The organism is Paenibacillus sp. FSL R10-2748 (genome assembly GCF_038005565.1).
Taxonomy (GTDB): Bacteria; Bacillota; Bacilli; order Paenibacillales; family Paenibacillaceae; genus Paenibacillus; species Paenibacillus polymyxa_B.
This window is the reverse complement of the sequence record NZ_JBBOTK010000006.1, coordinates 95969-111423: the sequence shown is the minus strand read 5'-3', so window position 1 is coordinate 111423 and position 15455 is coordinate 95969. Positions and strand designations below refer to the sequence as shown.

The following is a 15455-nucleotide window of genomic DNA, read 5'->3' as shown; positions in this document are numbered from 1 at the left end:
ATAAATTTATACCGTCGCCTTCTCCTTATGAGCAAAGAATTGAGGTAGATGCTCTTTGTGTGCTTCTAGCAATTCATCCAGTACGGTTTGAGCAATGTCCCCGCTTGGTACGAGCGGATTCAGGGTGAAGGCTTGCAGTGCTGTTGCATAGTCACCGGTGACCGCCGCTTCAATCGTCAGCTCTTCCATTGCCTTCATCACTTGCAGCAAGCCCCGCTGTGCAGGTGGGAATTTGCCAAAGTTGACAGGTTCGGCGCCATGGGCGCGAATGACACTGGTCACTTCGATGGCGCTATCATAAGGAACATCATCAATCGCACCATTGTTACGTGTACTAACCACCATCAATGTGCCTTTGTTGTTATAAATGGAATTAATGATCTCACAGGCTGCATCGCTGTAATGCGCACCGCCGCGTTTGGATAGTTCCTCTGGTTTGTAATCCAGATTCGGATCTTTATACAATTCAAACAGACTATCTTCCAGACGTTTGACGACTTGGCCCCGAGTTCCTTCGTTTTTGGCTTCCTCTAATTCTTCCTTGAGCATGTTATCCGTCATATAGTAATACCGATGGTAAGGACAAGGCAACATTTTCAATTGACGAACTTGATCATACAGGAAGCGCATGTTTCTAATATTTTCAACGACCTTCTCCGGTTTTGCGCCAGGAGCGTACAGTCCTTCAATGACTTGCTCTGTTAATTCGGCCCCTGTTTTGTCATAAACTTTGTGCCAATGAAGGTGGTTAATCCCTGCAAATTTAAAGAACAACTCTTCTTCCGGTTTGTCCAGCACAGCCGATGCACTCTTGATCGCGCCGATTGGAACATTACATAATCCAATGACTTTATCCCACTGACCATAACGAAGCACAGCTTCGGTGACCATACCCGCAGGGTTGGTAAAATTAATCAACCATGCATTCGGACACAGTTCTTTCATATCTTCGACAATACTGAGGATAACGGGTATGGTGCGAAACGCTTTGAACATTCCTCCGGCACCATTGGTCTCCTGACCGATCATGCCATGTTTTAACGGAATACTTTCATCCTTAATCCGGGCTTCCAGCAAGCCTACCCGAAATTGGGTCGTTACAAAATCGGCGTCCTTCAACGCTTCCCGACGATCCAGGGTCAAATGTACCTCACAATCAATGCCTGCGGCCTTCACCATCCGTTTGGCCATGGCGCCTACGATCTCCAGTTTTTCACGTCCTGCCTCAATATCTACCAGCCACAATTCCCGAATGGGAAGCTCTGCATAACGTTTGATGAAGCCTTCTACTAATTCTGGTGTATAACTGGAACCTCCGCCAATGGTTGCAATCTTTATGCCTTTTTTCATGGTTAGTGCCTCCTAAGTATGTTTTTTTAACCGCTTTCTTAAGCACAAATTCACTGTAATCCCTGTAATGCATTACAGGTCAAGCGCTTTTAAAAAACTTATTTTGGGAAGGTGACAATTATAGGGCGGGCACTACGAACATGCTAAACACGAACATGCTAAAATAGAAAGAACGAGGTGAGAAAAATGGCGAATATTCATGAAATTGCAAAGCTGGCGGGCGTATCCTCGGCTACGGTGTCCCGTGTCATTAACAACCATCCGTATGTAAGTGAACCGACAAGACAGCGTGTGCAGGAGGTCATAGACCGACTGGATTATGTTCCTAATCTAAATGCGGTATCTTTAAAAAAAGGCATGACCAAGCTCATAGGGATTATTTCACTTTCTTTTAATGATTCATTGGGTTTATTTGTGCGTGGATTTACAATGTATGCTCAGGAGCATGGCTTTAATATAGCGCTGTTTATTACGAATGGGGAGAAGGGGCGAGAACTTGAAGCGCTGGAAATGTTGCGGAGAAAGCAACTGGACGCCTTGGTCTGTATGATTCGTGTTAATGAGTGGAGTGTGATTGAGCATTATACAAAATATGGTCCGATTGTGACCTGGCAGCGTGTAAACATTGAGGCAATCCCGTCTGTATTTATGGATCAGTATCAGGGCTATACGCTGGCGTTGGAACATTTGTACGCCCGAGGATATCGGAAAATTGTGAATGTGTACGGCAGCATGCGGGGGTTGAACACAAAAGAACGCATTCGAGCTTATCATGACTTTTGCGAAAAATACGATTTGGATGCTGAGGCCTTCCCGCATTTTTATGATTTAAATTCAATAGAAGCTGGTGAACAAATAGCTCATTGGTGGGCAGAACGAGAACAAACAGATAGACCGGATGCTTTTGCCTGTTCTACCGATTATTTGGCAGCAGGTCTTTTGACTGAAGCACGGAGACTCGGTGTTTCTGTACCAAGCGATTTTGCAGTAGTAGGCTTTGATAACACCGAAATCTCGCATTTGCTTGATTTAACTACGATTCATTATCCGATAGACAAGCAAGCGGAGAATGCGTTCATTATGATTTGCAATGCCCTTGAAGGGTTGGATGAAACGATACATCATCTGGAATTCAAATTAGTAGAACGAGCGACCACCTGATTCCAAAAGGAACTTCATGTTAGTGGTTATTAATTACCATATTCAAGTTTATATAGTAGGAATAATGGAATAAAAATGTTGACACATGTTAATAATTGGTGAATAATTTGAGGTGAAAGTATAAAATTTGGATTTTTTGTATGAAGGGTGGTTATGACTTGGGACATACACCTACGATTTTGGCGAAGTTAGAGGATTATTTAGGGGAAAATAATTTGACGCTGGCACAATTTGCCGAATATTCAGGTGTTCATCAAAGAACACTTAATAATTGGATTGCCAAGCATCGTCCTGTTGCGATACATCAGCTAGATCGAATCACTTGGGCTATGGGACTACCAGAGGGTTTTTTTTACGAACTATACATAGATAACTACATCATTGAGCGCTCCCCGGATTGGAGGCGAATTGAGCCGTTGTTGTTTCGCTGTGCGGAACTGGACAAGTTGGATGCTATCCAGCTTGTAGTGGGACATATTATGGACAACCTTCTATATTCCCCAAAGTTATTTGATGCAGCAGAAAAATTATTCGCACAAGGTCAGCACAATGCTGCATTGTTGCTCTACGAAGGGATTGCGGAAGGCGAGAAGTACCAGCACTCTGAACGCTTGGCTGTCTGTCAGTATCGTCTGTTTACCATTCAGGTAGGGAACAATCAGATCCGAAATCTCAAGGCGGCTACACGATTTGAACCCTTTGTGGAACGTCTGAATGAAATAGATCAACTCGATGCGTTAAAAGATTTGGCGAATGTGTATCGTTCTCTGCGTGAATGGGACAAGCTCGATGCAACTGCTCGAAAAATGAGAGCCAAAGCGGAGATCCAATATTCTTTGAAACATCAACAGAAAAAGCGAGAGTGGGAGGAGTCTGAACAGAGGCTGAGTCGCCCGATGTTTGTGTACATTACCTATGCTGATTTACTGTGTGCGAGTGTCTGTGAAGCGCAAGGCGATTATCAGCAAGCATTACAATTTACGTACGCCTACACTGATTTAGATTGGGTGATCGAGACAGACCAGGAAACCCAACACTGGGTCAACTTGTTCAAGCATTGGGCAGAAGGTAATACTTTTGTAAATAGACTCCTATCTGGAGATACCAATGTGCTTCCTCATTATGTTGAATATATTGCATCCACATCAATCACTACCGAGAATGAAAAGCTATCCAAGTTGCTGAACGTTATGATTGCTGCTAACCGATATGCAATAGATATCAATGATATCCTTTCACGTTTTGAAGTGGAGATTAATTCTTTTGCTCTGCTATCACAATCTACTGATATGTACACCCAACAAGTGATGCCGGATTATTTTGCATGGTTTGGTTACGAACTGGCTTATTACTATTTAAGGCGGGGAATGTACAATGATGGCTTTAAACACTTAATATATGCACTGGTAAAAGCCCACCTACTAAACAATGAGACTTACTTTATAAACTGTACAGGGCTTTTTGCACATTTCCAAGCACATGCGCTTCCCGAAACAAGGGAAGAGTATTTCAAACTACTAGAAAAGGTGTGGTTAGACAATGTTGAAAAAAATGATTCTGCTGGTCATCGCAGCTAGCTTCTTGTTTATTTTAGCAATGCCTGTTCAGTCGCATAACCAAAATCAAAGAATAACGCCTCACGTACAAATTGGAGGTGCTTAAACGGCTAGAAACAAAGACAATTCTCACCGACCAGTTCAAGTTTGGGGAGTTCAGCGACTATTAGAGAGCCAACAAAATAAGGTTAATCTCTAGGTCAGAATTGGCATGTATGCTCTGTATTCATTGGATCTTTTTATGAAAAGGGCCTCTGTTCCACTTAATTAGTGGAAACGGAGGCTCTTTTAACGTGGATTTAGGGGCATCTTTGTTTATGCAAACTTTTGGGATGTTCTTTTTTTGTTAGGTGCATCATTCAAAAATCCAAAAAACGTCTTTTTGTCATAAAATATGACATATAGGAGGGATCATGCTGATGAACCAAGGTGTGACTTTACTTTGTGTCGAACGAGCTAGGAAGAAACTGTACCAGGTCCAGAAAAAGTATGGATTTTTAACACATCCCAAAGTAATAGAACAATCTAAAAAGCTGGATGATCTGTTGAATCATTATCAAACATGTAGATCGGATCATTGAGAAATGAGACCATATTTTTCTTTAATTCCTTGACCGCACCTCTAACCTGCTCTGTCTGTGTCACGGCTGAAATCACCGCCACACCATCTGCACCTGCACGTGCGACTTCCTCAACACGGTCCACTGTAATACCTCCGATCCCAACAATCGGCACATCAATTCCCGCTTTACGCATCTCATATAAAATTGCCGGTCCCTGTACGGCATGGGCATCATCTTTCGAGATGGTGGGATAGATGGGTCCGACGCCGAGATAATCAGCACCTTGCAGGATGGCTCGACGTGCTTCCTCAATGGTATGGGCAGAGACGCCTAAAATTCGATTTCCGATTCGCTCGCGGACGGATTCGGCGTATTCATCGTCTTGACCGATGTGAACACCGTCGGCGTCGATTTCAAGAGCTAGCTCCACATCGTCATTGATGATGAAGGGGACACCAGCGTGACGGCACAGTTCCTGTAGCTGGCACGCAAGTTCGAACATAGGAACGCCCGTTAACGCGCCAAGACCCTTTTCTCGGAACTGGACCATGGTTGCGCCGCCAGCCAGAGCCTCTTGCACGACCCAGCCTGGTTCCGCGAGGCAATTCACGCTTCCAAGCACCAGGTACATCTGTAGCTGGCGGCGCACCACCTCTGACAACATTCTGCCGTTCATAGCAGCATCTCCTGACGACGGCGGAAGGCCCAATGATTGGTGGGTCCATGTCCTTGTCCAAGCTGCAAAGGTTCCTCAATCGCTGCCTGGATGAAGGCTTTGCCATTCGAGATAGCCTCCGGTACAGACATCCCTTTCCCTAATTCCGCGGTAATCGCTGCTGAGAAGGTGCATCCTGTTCCGTGTGTATGAACAGTCCGTACTCGCTTGCCGCTCAGCTCTGTAAAGGCGGTTCCGTCAAAGAGTAGGTCCACAATCTGTTCGCTGCTCTCGCTCTCGTCAGCGTGGCCACCCTTGATCACAACGAATTTTGATCCCATACTGCTAATATGTCTCGCAGCCTCGCGGCGATCCTCCATCGTATGGATACTGATCCCTGTCAGGGCTTCTGCCTCCGGGATATTCGGTGTAACGACCAGGGCCAAGGGTAGCAGGTCGTCCTTCAAAGCCTGCACCGCTTCCAGTTGCAGCAGTTCAGCGCCTCCCTTGGCAATCATCACGGGATCGACGACGACCTTTTTCCAGCCGAACTTTCGAATCTGCTTGCTCACAAGACGGATGATGCCCGCATTAAACAGCATGCCAGTCTTCAGGGCATCCACTCCAAGGTCTAATCCTACAGCTTCGATCTGTTCCGCTGTTGCTTCCTGTGGCAGCGGATATACGCCGTGGACCCCTAAAGTATTCTGTACGGTAATGGCCGTAATAGCCGACATGCCGTAAACGCCAAGCTCCTGAAAGGTTTTGAGATCGGCTTGAATCCCGGCCCCGCCGCCACTGTCCGAACCGGCAATCGTCAGTGCTCTGGGTACACGAACGTCTGTCATCGCGCACCACCTGCTGTGGTTGTTCCGGCTTCACGGACAGTGACATGCCCCTCTAGCGAACCTGTATGTAGTTTGGCGAGCTCGTCGAGAAAGGCAATCTGGAAGCTGCCGGGCCCCAGCTCTGCGGTACGTGCTGCGGCTCGGGAAGCTGCTGCACCGTAAAATGCCAAGCCTGCTGTACCTGCGAGCAGCAGGTTGGGTTCAACAGCTGCAAAGGCACCTAACACAGAGGTCAGCAGGCAGCCTGCTCCGGTTACCTTCGTGAGCAGCGCGTCTCCACCGCTAATCATTCGTACTTCGGCCCCATCGGTGATGACGTCCTCTTTTCCAGTAATGACAACCATTGTATTGAGCGTTCGAGCAGCCCGAATTGCCAGATCGACATTTCCGCTGTCAGCACTGTCACCAGCATCTACGCCTTTAATCTCACGCGCTTCTCCAACAAGATGCGCGACTTCGGCTGCATTGCCCCGCACCAATGAGATTTTGACTTTTCTCAGGATTCGCAGTGCCGACTCAGTTCTAAAGCTCGTTGCTCCCGCACCGACCGGATCTAGCAGGACCGGAACACCGTGTGCATTCGCCGATTGTCCAGCAATGATCATGGCATCCACCAGTTCGCGGTTCAGCGTACCGATGTTTAACACGACGGCTCCCGCTATTTTTGCCATGTCTGCTACTTCCTCGGGTGCATAGGCCATCACCGGGGAGGCGCCCAATGCATACAGGCCGTTGGCCGTAAAGTTAGTGACTACCACATTGGTCATATTGTGAACGAGGGGTTTGCTGTTTTGTACCTTCGTCAGGAGATCCGAATAACTTTTTTCCCATGTACTCATAATGATTATCCTCTCTATAGTTGGTGGTTCAACAGGGCATTAACTGTACTTCACGCATCGAATTGCCAAGCTGACTATTCCAAGACCGCTGCCTGTATCTGGACCGGCCATTCTTCCTGCTTATAGGCCATGTCCCAGAACTTATATTCCAGCTGGCAGCTCAGTATAAAATGCTCAATCATCCGCTCTCGCTCAGCAGCCGTTGCGCCTTCCGCCCAAGCATCTACACGTTCTCGGAACTTGAGTGTTGTATCATCAAGCTGGTCTCCATAGAAGCCCATCCATTCATAGAACGGATGAGACTCATCCGGCTTTACTTCATCCAGCAGCCTGCGACCAATCTCGGCATACGTCCACATACATGGCAGCAGCACAGCCAAGATCTCGCCCAGGCTGCCCTCATGCGCAACCGTCAGCATGTGACGGATATAGTGATGAGCCGACGGAGCGAGCGGATATCCCTGCAACTCTTCATAGCTCACCCCTGCGACAGCACAGAAATTTTGATGCGGATGAACCTCGCTGTGGAGAATAAAAGAGATTTGTTCATTAAATACAGCCATGTCCTCCCGATTCGTGCATTTGGAGATTGCGATGCCGTATATCCGCATGTAGGCGTTCAAATATTCAAAGTCCTGTTTTACATAGTGAATCAGCTGTCCCCTTGTCAAACTTCCTTCAGCAATACCTCTCACAAAGGGATGCTCAAAAATCGCTTGAAAAATGCCGTCCGCCTGCCGACGGAGTTCTTGTGTAAAACTCAATTTCCCCACCTCCATTAAATTGAAGAGCAAGAAGTCCTGTAAGAATATAATTCCGGAACAACGCTAAAAAGCCGCCCCGGAAAAATGGAGCGGCTTCAACAATAGGCCCAATACGCAAAAAACGCTTGAAACCTTATATACGAAGGCTCCACTTTCCTACGCTAGTACGAACTAGATCAGGTTCAAAGGGTCCAAGATACATTCTTGTCTCAGCCATATTGGCTCCCCTAGTGGACTTCTATTCTTTTGACTATTACTGTACATACGTTCATACGCTATGTCAAACATAGTGTGCAAAATATTAAATTTCCTCTAGTTAGGTGTTTTGGGCTTAGTGAGGATGATGAATTACACTTTCCACTGCTTTGACCTTGGCATATTCCGGTTTCCACATTGCATCTTGTATAGCTTGTTCCACATCTGAAATGTGCGCCTGCGCTACCTGATCCTGAATCGCGGCTTTTGCAACCGCAATCGCAACAGCGTACGAAACTTCGCGTAATTTTCGGATATGAGGGAGTAGCGCACCGCCAGGCGTATTCGAATCTACACCATTGGCAACAGCAACTGCTGCCGCTGTAAACATCGCAGGGGTAATCCTTTTGGCTTTAACCACAATCGCACCCAGACCCAGTCCCGGAAAAACAAAGGCATTGTTCGCCTGTCCAATCTCAAAATTTGTATCGTTATAGGTAACGGGCTCAAAAGGACTTCCGGTTGCGATCAGTGCTCTGCCATCTGTCCACCGGATCAAATCCTCGGGTACTGCTTCTGCAAGGTTTGTAGGATTGGACATGGGCATAATGATCGGGCGTTCTACATGCTTTGCCATCTCCTTGATGATCTCTTCAGAAAAGGCACTTGCTACACCGGAAGTTCCAATCAATATCGTAGGCTTCACCTGACGGATGACCTCCAGTAGCGGTATTTTGCCGTCACCCGACCGGGTCCATGAGCTGACTTCATCCTTTTTGCGCACATACGGTTTCTGATACTCCAATACGTCTTCCATATCTTCCGTTAACAGCCCGCGATAATCAAAGGCCCAAAAGGACTTGAATGAATCATCTACGGAAAGGCCATCCTCGATCATAGCGCCCCGAATTTGATCAGCGTTACCGATCCCTGCAGCCCCTGGGCCGAAAACAAGTATTTTTTGTTCACGCAGCGGAGTCTTGGTGACACCCACCGCCGAAAGAATCGCAGCCAGGGTCACTGCTCCTGTACCTTGTATATCATCGTTGAAGGTGAGTATGCTTTGACCGTATTTTCCTATAATATGGCGCGCATTAACGCTACCCACATCTTCCCAATGTAAAAGCGCCTTCGGGAATTGCGCTAACGTTTTGCTGATAAAAGTATCAATAAACTGGTTATAGGCTTCTCCGCGAACTCGTTTATGGCGGTTTCCGATGTACAGTGGATCATTCAGCAGCTTTTCATTATTCGTGCCTACATCCAGTACAATTGGCAGCACCCGCCCAGGATGAATGCCTGCCGCAGCCGTATATACTGCAAGCTTGCCAATAGCAATGTTAATCCCCCCGACGCCCCAGTCACCAATCCCCAAAATACTTTCGGAATCTGTCACGACAATCAGATCCACATCATGGCCGCTCAAACCAGAATTATGGAATGCTTGTCCAATACCGTTCGGGTTATCTATCGACAAATATACGCCTCCAGGGCGGTTGTACTCGTGACTATATTCTTGAATCGCGGTTCCTACGGTCGGCGTGTAGACTACGGGCAGCATTTCACTCAAATGATCGGTTAGCAGCCGGTAGTAGAGTACGACATTTCGGTTGTGAAGGTCGTTGAGAGAAGCATTTTTACGCAGCATGGTGGGTTGTGCGAGAAACTGCTGATATGCCCGTACGCTCTGTTTCTCCAATGAAAGGACGGTTGGAGGAAGGATTCCTTCCAAACCCAGCTCTTTGCGTTCTTCTTCTGTAAAAGCGACACCTTTGTTCAAAAGAGGATTTGCCAACACATCCTTTCCCCGTAATGGAGTAGATAATGACCCATCGCGATTGACATAAAATGCTTCCATAGAAAGACCTTCCTTCTCTTCATTTACATATGGTAAGGATTTCACAAAATTCGATTTCAGTCGCTCCGAAGTGCAAGATATAGACGAACTAAACCATTTCGATCTATATCTTGTTCATTGAAAGTCGCTTATCGGATTTTTGCAAAATCCTCAAGATGACATGTTGTCCATAGTATGGACGTGCGAATCTGTTTTATTCTTCTATTTATCTATGACAAAATAACCGTATATTCTTCCTTCTGTTGATCTAAAAGAACTAATTTTCGATATGGATGCGCTAACTTATTCTGATGGTTTTGGTTCTAATGAATCAGGTCTAAATACTCTGTTTTTATCAAATATGAAAATCAGTTTTTCTTCTCTTATATCCTTATATATCATGGAGTGTCAGCTATTTTGTTAAGGAAATATGAAGTATTTGGACATTAATTTAACTCCTATAAGCAAACATTCTTAATTCTTTTTCAACAAAATAGAACTATTCGGAGGAAAAGGAGAGGTTTGTGTGCAGGGACCTATAGCCATTTTTAGCGATAACGACAGGGCTATTGATTATCCCAATGTGATTTGTTTTTACCAATATATACAGTGCGAGGACACGGAGGCAGCTTCAGTCTACGAGAACGCATGTTGTTGCCTGATTGATTATAGGGAGCCGGGGCAGGCGGTGCGGAAAGCCAATCAGATCCGTAGCCAATTTCCGCAAATGCCATTGTTACTGGTGACGGATGTAACAATTCCGTTCAGTGATCAGCATATGGTGCAAATCACCGGAGTAGGCCGTTTGCGGCTGCTATTTTGGCAAGCCAATGACACCGAAGAAATGCTTTCGGAAATACAAAGCTTGCTCTATCCCGAGTATTCGACCAAAAGCCAACATATTGCATTTATCTTGTCTGTATATAACGAAGAGCAACGTTTTGTTCATGTCAAAACCTTTGCTGAACGACTGCAAGCCTTTATCCGCAGCCATATTATTGAAGGTTCGATTTATCTCATTGATGATGGCAGCCACGATGGTACCAATGCCTTGATTAAAGCGCTGGAGGCAGCAACGGACTTGTCCGTAAACAGGATTAATCAGAATCTTAGCCCGCTGCTTCAAACAAGGGAATTGGGACGCAATACACGTAAGGCAGGGACGTATCTGGAAGGGATGCGGACCATAGGTGCGGATTACTACGTATTTGTGGATGCGGACGACTCCTTTTTTATTGAGGATATTGCCAGAATGATTAATGTTGTTCAGCAGGGCTATTATGATGTCGTGATCGGAACCAAGGATATGACCGCCGAGAATCGATCTTTATTGCGATCTGTTGTCAGCTTTGGTAAGCGGGTCATTTCCCGTCCTTTTTTACCAACAGGTGTGGTAGATTCGCAGACTGGGCTTAAAGTGATGAGTTCGGTTGCAGTGAAACGGATGTTTCCGCATTTAAAGGAACAGCTCGGACTGGCGCTGGATCTAGAAATGATGTTTATTGCCAAGCGACTCCAGCTTCGTGTGCTGCAATTACCCGTCAAATGTATTGACCGCGATGGATCGCACATTCATGTCTGGAAGGATTCTATTCGTTTTTTACGCTCCATCATTGATATTTGGCGACTGGATCGGCGGGTGAGATAACAACGTGAACAACCGATTGCGATCGTTGATGTTCCCTCTCTTTAATGTGCTGCTTAACGGATTTAATTTTTTCTTCCACATTGCAGCGAGCTGGTATCTTACCGGACAAGCTTATGGCCAGGCGAATGCGCTGCTGGCACTTTTTGCACTTTTATCCGTTTTGGGTTTATCCATCCAGCTATTAACCGCCAAACTGGTCTCTAAGGGAGACCAAAAGCTTGCGCTACGAAGCTTACCGCTCGGTTCTCTATTACTCAAAGCACCTCTGGTGCTAACCGTACTTGCCATGATCATTTTACTCATCTTTCATCCGTTACTGCGTTCGCTATTAGGCGTCGAATCCGGCCCGCTGTTCATGCTGTATGGCTTGATCGGACTGCATATTCTTGTAAGTTCGTGCCGCGGAGATTTACAGGGCAGGGAACGCATGTTGGCGCTCAATGTGAACTATTACATTGAGGTATTAGGGAAGCTGAGCCTGTTTTTTGTTCTGGCTGCACTGGGGTTAAAGCTGGAAGCCCTACTGTTAGCAAGCTGTGGAGGAATGTTGCTGTCGCTGCTCCACGGCTGGATCGTTTCGGCTCGTGGCTTGTCCTTATTCACATACAGTGGAGAACATATCCCTTCTGGGCTATGGAAATCATTGGGTCAGGATTTCACCGATAGCCTTATGACGAATTTATTCATTTTGTTTTGTATCTCCATCGACATGTTGTATGTACAGCATTACTTTCCTGAGCAGGCCAGCAGCTATGCCATTGCGCTGAAGTACAGCCAGTTGGTCTATTACGTTTCGTATAGTCTAATTGCTGCCTTTATTCCAAAGATCGGTGCGCAGGGGCATGACCGCCAAGCTTTGGGCAAGTTGATTGCCGTCTATGCCGGTTTAATGGCTATAGCTGCAATCTGTGTATATGTGGGCACGACCTTTGTGTTCCCTTCCTCTATTCCCATATTATTCGGAGCCTCTTACCAATCGGCCGAGGCCTATATTCCATGGGGAGGATGGGTGTACTGGCTATTTTCCATCGTGCTGTTTTTTGTGCATGTGCACGTATTGGTGGGCAGACGAAAATTTATGTTCAGTCTGATGGCAGGAGCCGCGGCTTTATTAGTAGCCTTTCATATTGCCCACACAGATCCGGTAGATTTTTTGCTATCTGAGTTCATAGTTTACGGGGTTATGGCTCTCTACTTTGTGATAGACGCCTATGTGCATTTGTTCAAAATAAAGATAAAGGGGGATTTACCCCATGAATACCATACATGAACAGGACGGTAAAACCGTAGTTCTATTGCTTTCCTGGCGTGACATTCGTTCACCTAAAAGCGGGGGAGCAGAAATTTTTACCCATGAAATGCTTAAACGCTCACAGCAAGGACGTTTCCAGTTCATTCATTTTTCACCCCAATTTGAGGGGATGCCTGAGCATGAAATTATTGACGGTATTACGTATATTCGAAAAGGGAACATATACAGTGTTATTTATTATGCGATGCGCTATTACCGTCGTCATCGAGGGAAGATCGATTATGTAATTAACCAGGCGAATACGCATCAATTCTTTACCCGGTTTTGGGTGGAGGCATCCAAGCGGATCTTTTTCATACATCAACTAACAAGGGAAATATGGTTTGAGAACGCCAAATTCCCGCTAAATGTTATTGGGTTTCATATGGAGCCCTTGATGCTTAAGCTGGCTCGTAAGGATCGGACGCTTACGGTATCTCCGTCTACCCGATATGATCTGCTTAAGCTGGGCTTTCACCCGGATCGTGTTCATCTTTTACCGGAAGGCATTGAGTTTGATCATTGGCCGCGCGAACAATTTTTAACGAAGGAGCCTAATCCGACCTTCATGTATGCTGGGCGCTTCGTCAAATATAAAGGTATTGATCTGGTCGTTGAGGCCTTTGGGCAGCTCAAGGAAAAGTTCCCTCAGGCTATGTTATGGATTGCCGGAAAAACCGATAAAACCTATGTAGCAGAACAATTAGTGCCGATTATGAAACAGTATGGTTTGACATACGGAGAACCGGATGAACAGGGGCAATCGCAAGCCGATATTACCTTTTACGGATTTGTTTCAGCAGAGCATAAGCTGGAGTTGATGAGTCGTGCCCACGCGCTCGTATTTCCTTCCTTACGTGAAGGCTGGGGTTTGACGATTACCGAAGCGGCAGCTGTTGGAACCCCTAGCATTGTCAGCAATTCACCGGGTCTGGTGGATGCAACTGATTTCGGAAAAAGCGGGTATCTATGCTTTCACGGAGACATCCGAGGATTATCTGAACAAATGGAAAGAGCAGCGAAGGGCGGCGAAGATTACATGGCCATCCGTGAGCGGGCGTATCAATATGCGTTAAGATTCCATTTTGATCATACGGCTGCTGCGTTTGAGCAGTTGATGGAAGATTGGGTAGAGGAGGCGGAACAGAGTGGACAAAGTGGTCATTCTCTTCTCCACGTACAACAATGAACGGACGATAGAGCCTTGTTTGCGAAGCTGTATGGGGCAAAATTACAAGGATCTGCATATTGTAATTGCTGATGATGGATCCAATGACCGGACCGTTGAGACGATTCGTATGCTGTCGGCAGGGAGTTCAGTACCCGTAACGGTATTGGAGCTTCCCCATGGGGAGCGGGGAGTCGCTAGGGTCAGGGCAGTTGAGGAAGCGAAACGCTTGGGTGCCGAATACATATTTGTATTGGATTCCGATATGATTTTAGCCGAACATCTGATTCAGCAGAGCATTGACTTTTTTGACGATCATCAGGATATTGGCGCCTTGGTCGTTCCGGAAGAGGCGTATTCGGAAGCAAATAATTTTTTTTCCAAAGTGAAAGTTTTTGAGCGAAATGTGATTAACAATGCGGGTGAGACCTTGGGAAAACGCTCCATTGAAGCGGCACGCTTCTGGCGAATGAGCGCTTACGAATCGACGGGCGGGTTTAATGCGGAGCAAATTGCTTTTGAAGAAATACAGCCGACCTTGCGTTATATAGAGTCTGGCGGAGTCATTCGCCGGGCGGTATTTACACGGGTATACCATGATGAAAAACAGGTGTATCTGCACGATGTATTACGTAAAAAAGCCTACTACTTTTCGGTGATGGATCGTACGATGTCATCTGAAGAGGGCGGATTGCGAAAAGCGCTGGAACGTTGGTACTTCTTCCGTCCGGTGCTGTATACATGGGGGAATTTGAAAAACTATATCCGTCACCCCTTGCTGACGATGGGGATGTTGTGGATGTATGTATGCCTGACTGTGATTGGGGTAGCCGCCGTGTTAAAGGGCGGCACCCGTCACTCAGGCGATCTCGCTAAGGCGGATAAGGCGTAACGATGAATGGCCGAGGGTCAGTGTATCCAGCGTGTATAAGTCGGGATCGGAAGATTCCGACTCCTCATACGGTATATATAATGAATGCGTGGTTAACTGAATACCTTCCCCGTCAGGATGACGTAGTGAGCAGCCGACAGGATACAGCTCAGCGAGTGCAATGTGTACAGCGGTTACGATATCTTGTTCATTCAGCAGCACATAGGGTCGGTACGGTGCATTCAAAATGCTGTCTATAAAAACTGACAGGTTGGAAGCTACGTTCTGGTCTGCATGTAGGCTGTTTCGGTTGAGTTTGGCCTGATCAAGCGCCTCATACAGTATTTTTTTTAGCGTATCATCATCCAGCTCCAGCGGTTTCGTCAAAAAACGGAACACACCGACTTGGTTAATCGCCGATAAAATGGACTGCGTATGCAGGTGACCAGACAAAATAATTCGTACGATATGTGGATAATCCTTCTTAATCATGCGAAGGAAGGTAATCCCATCCAGACCAGGCATGAGCAGATCGGAAACTACCACATCAATCGGGTGCTGTTCCAGCACTTGTAAGGCTTCTTTGGGCGTGTGAGCGGTATGTAAGGTGAATGCTTCTTGCGTCAAGGTCCGTTCAAGCAGGGACAGAACCATAGGGCTGTCGTCAACAAATAGAATGTTTTGGGGTGTCATAAGAACTGCGCAACTC

General features: G+C 46.3%; 14 protein-coding genes and 1 riboswitch. Of the genes, 7 read left to right on the top strand and 7 right to left on the bottom strand.

Translation table 11 applies throughout. The annotated features are described in order from the left end of the window. Positions 1–6 precede the first annotated feature (6 nt). Positions 7–1350: a 6-phospho-beta-glucosidase gene (locus NSS66_RS18605; RefSeq protein ID WP_028541535.1), complete on the bottom strand. Its 1344-nt coding sequence runs from the start codon at positions 1348–1350 to the stop codon at positions 7–9. A 186-nt stretch (positions 1351–1536) separates the two neighbouring features. On the opposite strand from NSS66_RS18605, the gene NSS66_RS18600 reads away from it, so the two are divergent. The 3 genes from NSS66_RS18600 to NSS66_RS18590 all read left to right on the top strand — a co-directional run bounded on the left by NSS66_RS18600 (position 1537) and on the right by NSS66_RS18590 (position 4648). Further along, positions 1537–2511 (top strand): LacI family DNA-binding transcriptional regulator, encoded by a 975-nt coding sequence (locus NSS66_RS18600; protein ID WP_053325993.1) that lies wholly within the window; start codon positions 1537–1539, stop codon positions 2509–2511. A gap of 158 nt (positions 2512–2669) precedes the next feature. Beyond that, positions 2670–4088 carry a helix-turn-helix domain-containing protein gene (locus NSS66_RS18595; protein WP_023990020.1) on the top strand — a complete coding sequence of 473 codons (1419 nt, stop codon included), beginning with the start codon at positions 2670–2672 and terminating at the stop codon, positions 4086–4088. A 392-nt stretch (positions 4089–4480) separates the two neighbouring features. After that, positions 4481–4648, top strand: coding sequence for an aspartyl-phosphate phosphatase Spo0E family protein (locus NSS66_RS18590; protein WP_071558335.1), 168 nt, complete (start codon positions 4481–4483; stop codon positions 4646–4648). On the opposite strand, the gene thiE is transcribed toward NSS66_RS18590, so the two are convergent. The 5 genes from thiE to NSS66_RS18565 all read right to left on the bottom strand — a co-directional run bounded on the left by thiE (position 4593) and on the right by NSS66_RS18565 (position 9789). Then, a complete protein-coding gene (thiE, locus tag NSS66_RS18585) occupies positions 4593–5306 on the bottom strand; it encodes a thiamine phosphate synthase (protein ID WP_076264933.1) in 714 nt (237 codons plus the stop codon). The genes NSS66_RS18590 and thiE overlap by 56 nt on opposite strands. After that, positions 5303–6133, bottom strand: a complete 831-nt coding sequence (gene thiD / locus NSS66_RS18580; RefSeq protein ID WP_076264934.1) for a bifunctional hydroxymethylpyrimidine kinase/phosphomethylpyrimidine kinase — start codon at positions 6131–6133, stop codon at positions 5303–5305. Before thiD ends, thiE begins: the two co-directional genes overlap by 4 nt. Continuing rightward, positions 6130–6972 carry a hydroxyethylthiazole kinase gene (thiM, locus tag NSS66_RS18575; protein ID WP_179085460.1) on the bottom strand — a complete coding sequence of 281 codons (843 nt, stop codon included), beginning with the start codon at positions 6970–6972 and terminating at the stop codon, positions 6130–6132. The genes thiD and thiM overlap by 4 nt, the downstream gene beginning before the upstream one ends. Before the next feature lie 74 nt (positions 6973–7046). Then, complete coding sequence (gene tenA, locus NSS66_RS18570) at positions 7047–7736, bottom strand: thiaminase II (protein ID WP_071558338.1); 690 nt, start codon at positions 7734–7736, stop codon at positions 7047–7049. Between the two features lie 136 nt (positions 7737–7872). Beyond that, a riboswitch (TPP riboswitch) is annotated at positions 7873–7975 on the bottom strand. A 92-nt stretch (positions 7976–8067) separates the two neighbouring features. Then, positions 8068–9789, bottom strand: coding sequence for an NAD-dependent malic enzyme (locus tag NSS66_RS18565; RefSeq protein WP_340959529.1), 1722 nt, complete (start codon positions 9787–9789; stop codon positions 8068–8070). A 505-nt stretch (positions 9790–10294) separates the two neighbouring features. On the opposite strand from NSS66_RS18565, the gene NSS66_RS18560 reads away from it, so the two are divergent. From NSS66_RS18560 to NSS66_RS18545, 4 genes are read left to right on the top strand one after another with little or no spacing between them, the layout of a single operon-like run. Then, a complete protein-coding gene (locus NSS66_RS18560; protein ID WP_028541542.1) occupies positions 10295–11416 on the top strand; it encodes a glycosyltransferase in 1122 nt (373 codons plus the stop codon). A gap of 4 nt (positions 11417–11420) precedes the next feature. Then, positions 11421–12686 carry a transporter gene (locus NSS66_RS18555; protein WP_053325987.1) on the top strand — a complete coding sequence of 422 codons (1266 nt, stop codon included), beginning with the start codon at positions 11421–11423 and terminating at the stop codon, positions 12684–12686. Next, a complete protein-coding gene (locus NSS66_RS18550) occupies positions 12670–13896 on the top strand; it encodes a glycosyltransferase family 4 protein (protein WP_023990011.1) in 1227 nt (408 codons plus the stop codon). Before NSS66_RS18555 ends, NSS66_RS18550 begins: the two co-directional genes overlap by 17 nt. Then, a complete protein-coding gene (locus tag NSS66_RS18545) occupies positions 13856–14767 on the top strand; it encodes a glycosyltransferase family 2 protein (RefSeq protein ID WP_023990010.1) in 912 nt (303 codons plus the stop codon). Before NSS66_RS18550 ends, NSS66_RS18545 begins: the two co-directional genes overlap by 41 nt. On the opposite strand, the gene NSS66_RS18540 is transcribed toward NSS66_RS18545, so the two are convergent. Further along, entirely contained in the window at positions 14735–15439 is a 705-nt protein-coding gene (locus NSS66_RS18540) for a response regulator (protein WP_023990009.1), read from the bottom strand. The two genes, NSS66_RS18545 and NSS66_RS18540, sit on opposite strands and share 33 nt — an antisense overlap. Positions 15440–15455: the final 16 nt, after the last annotated feature.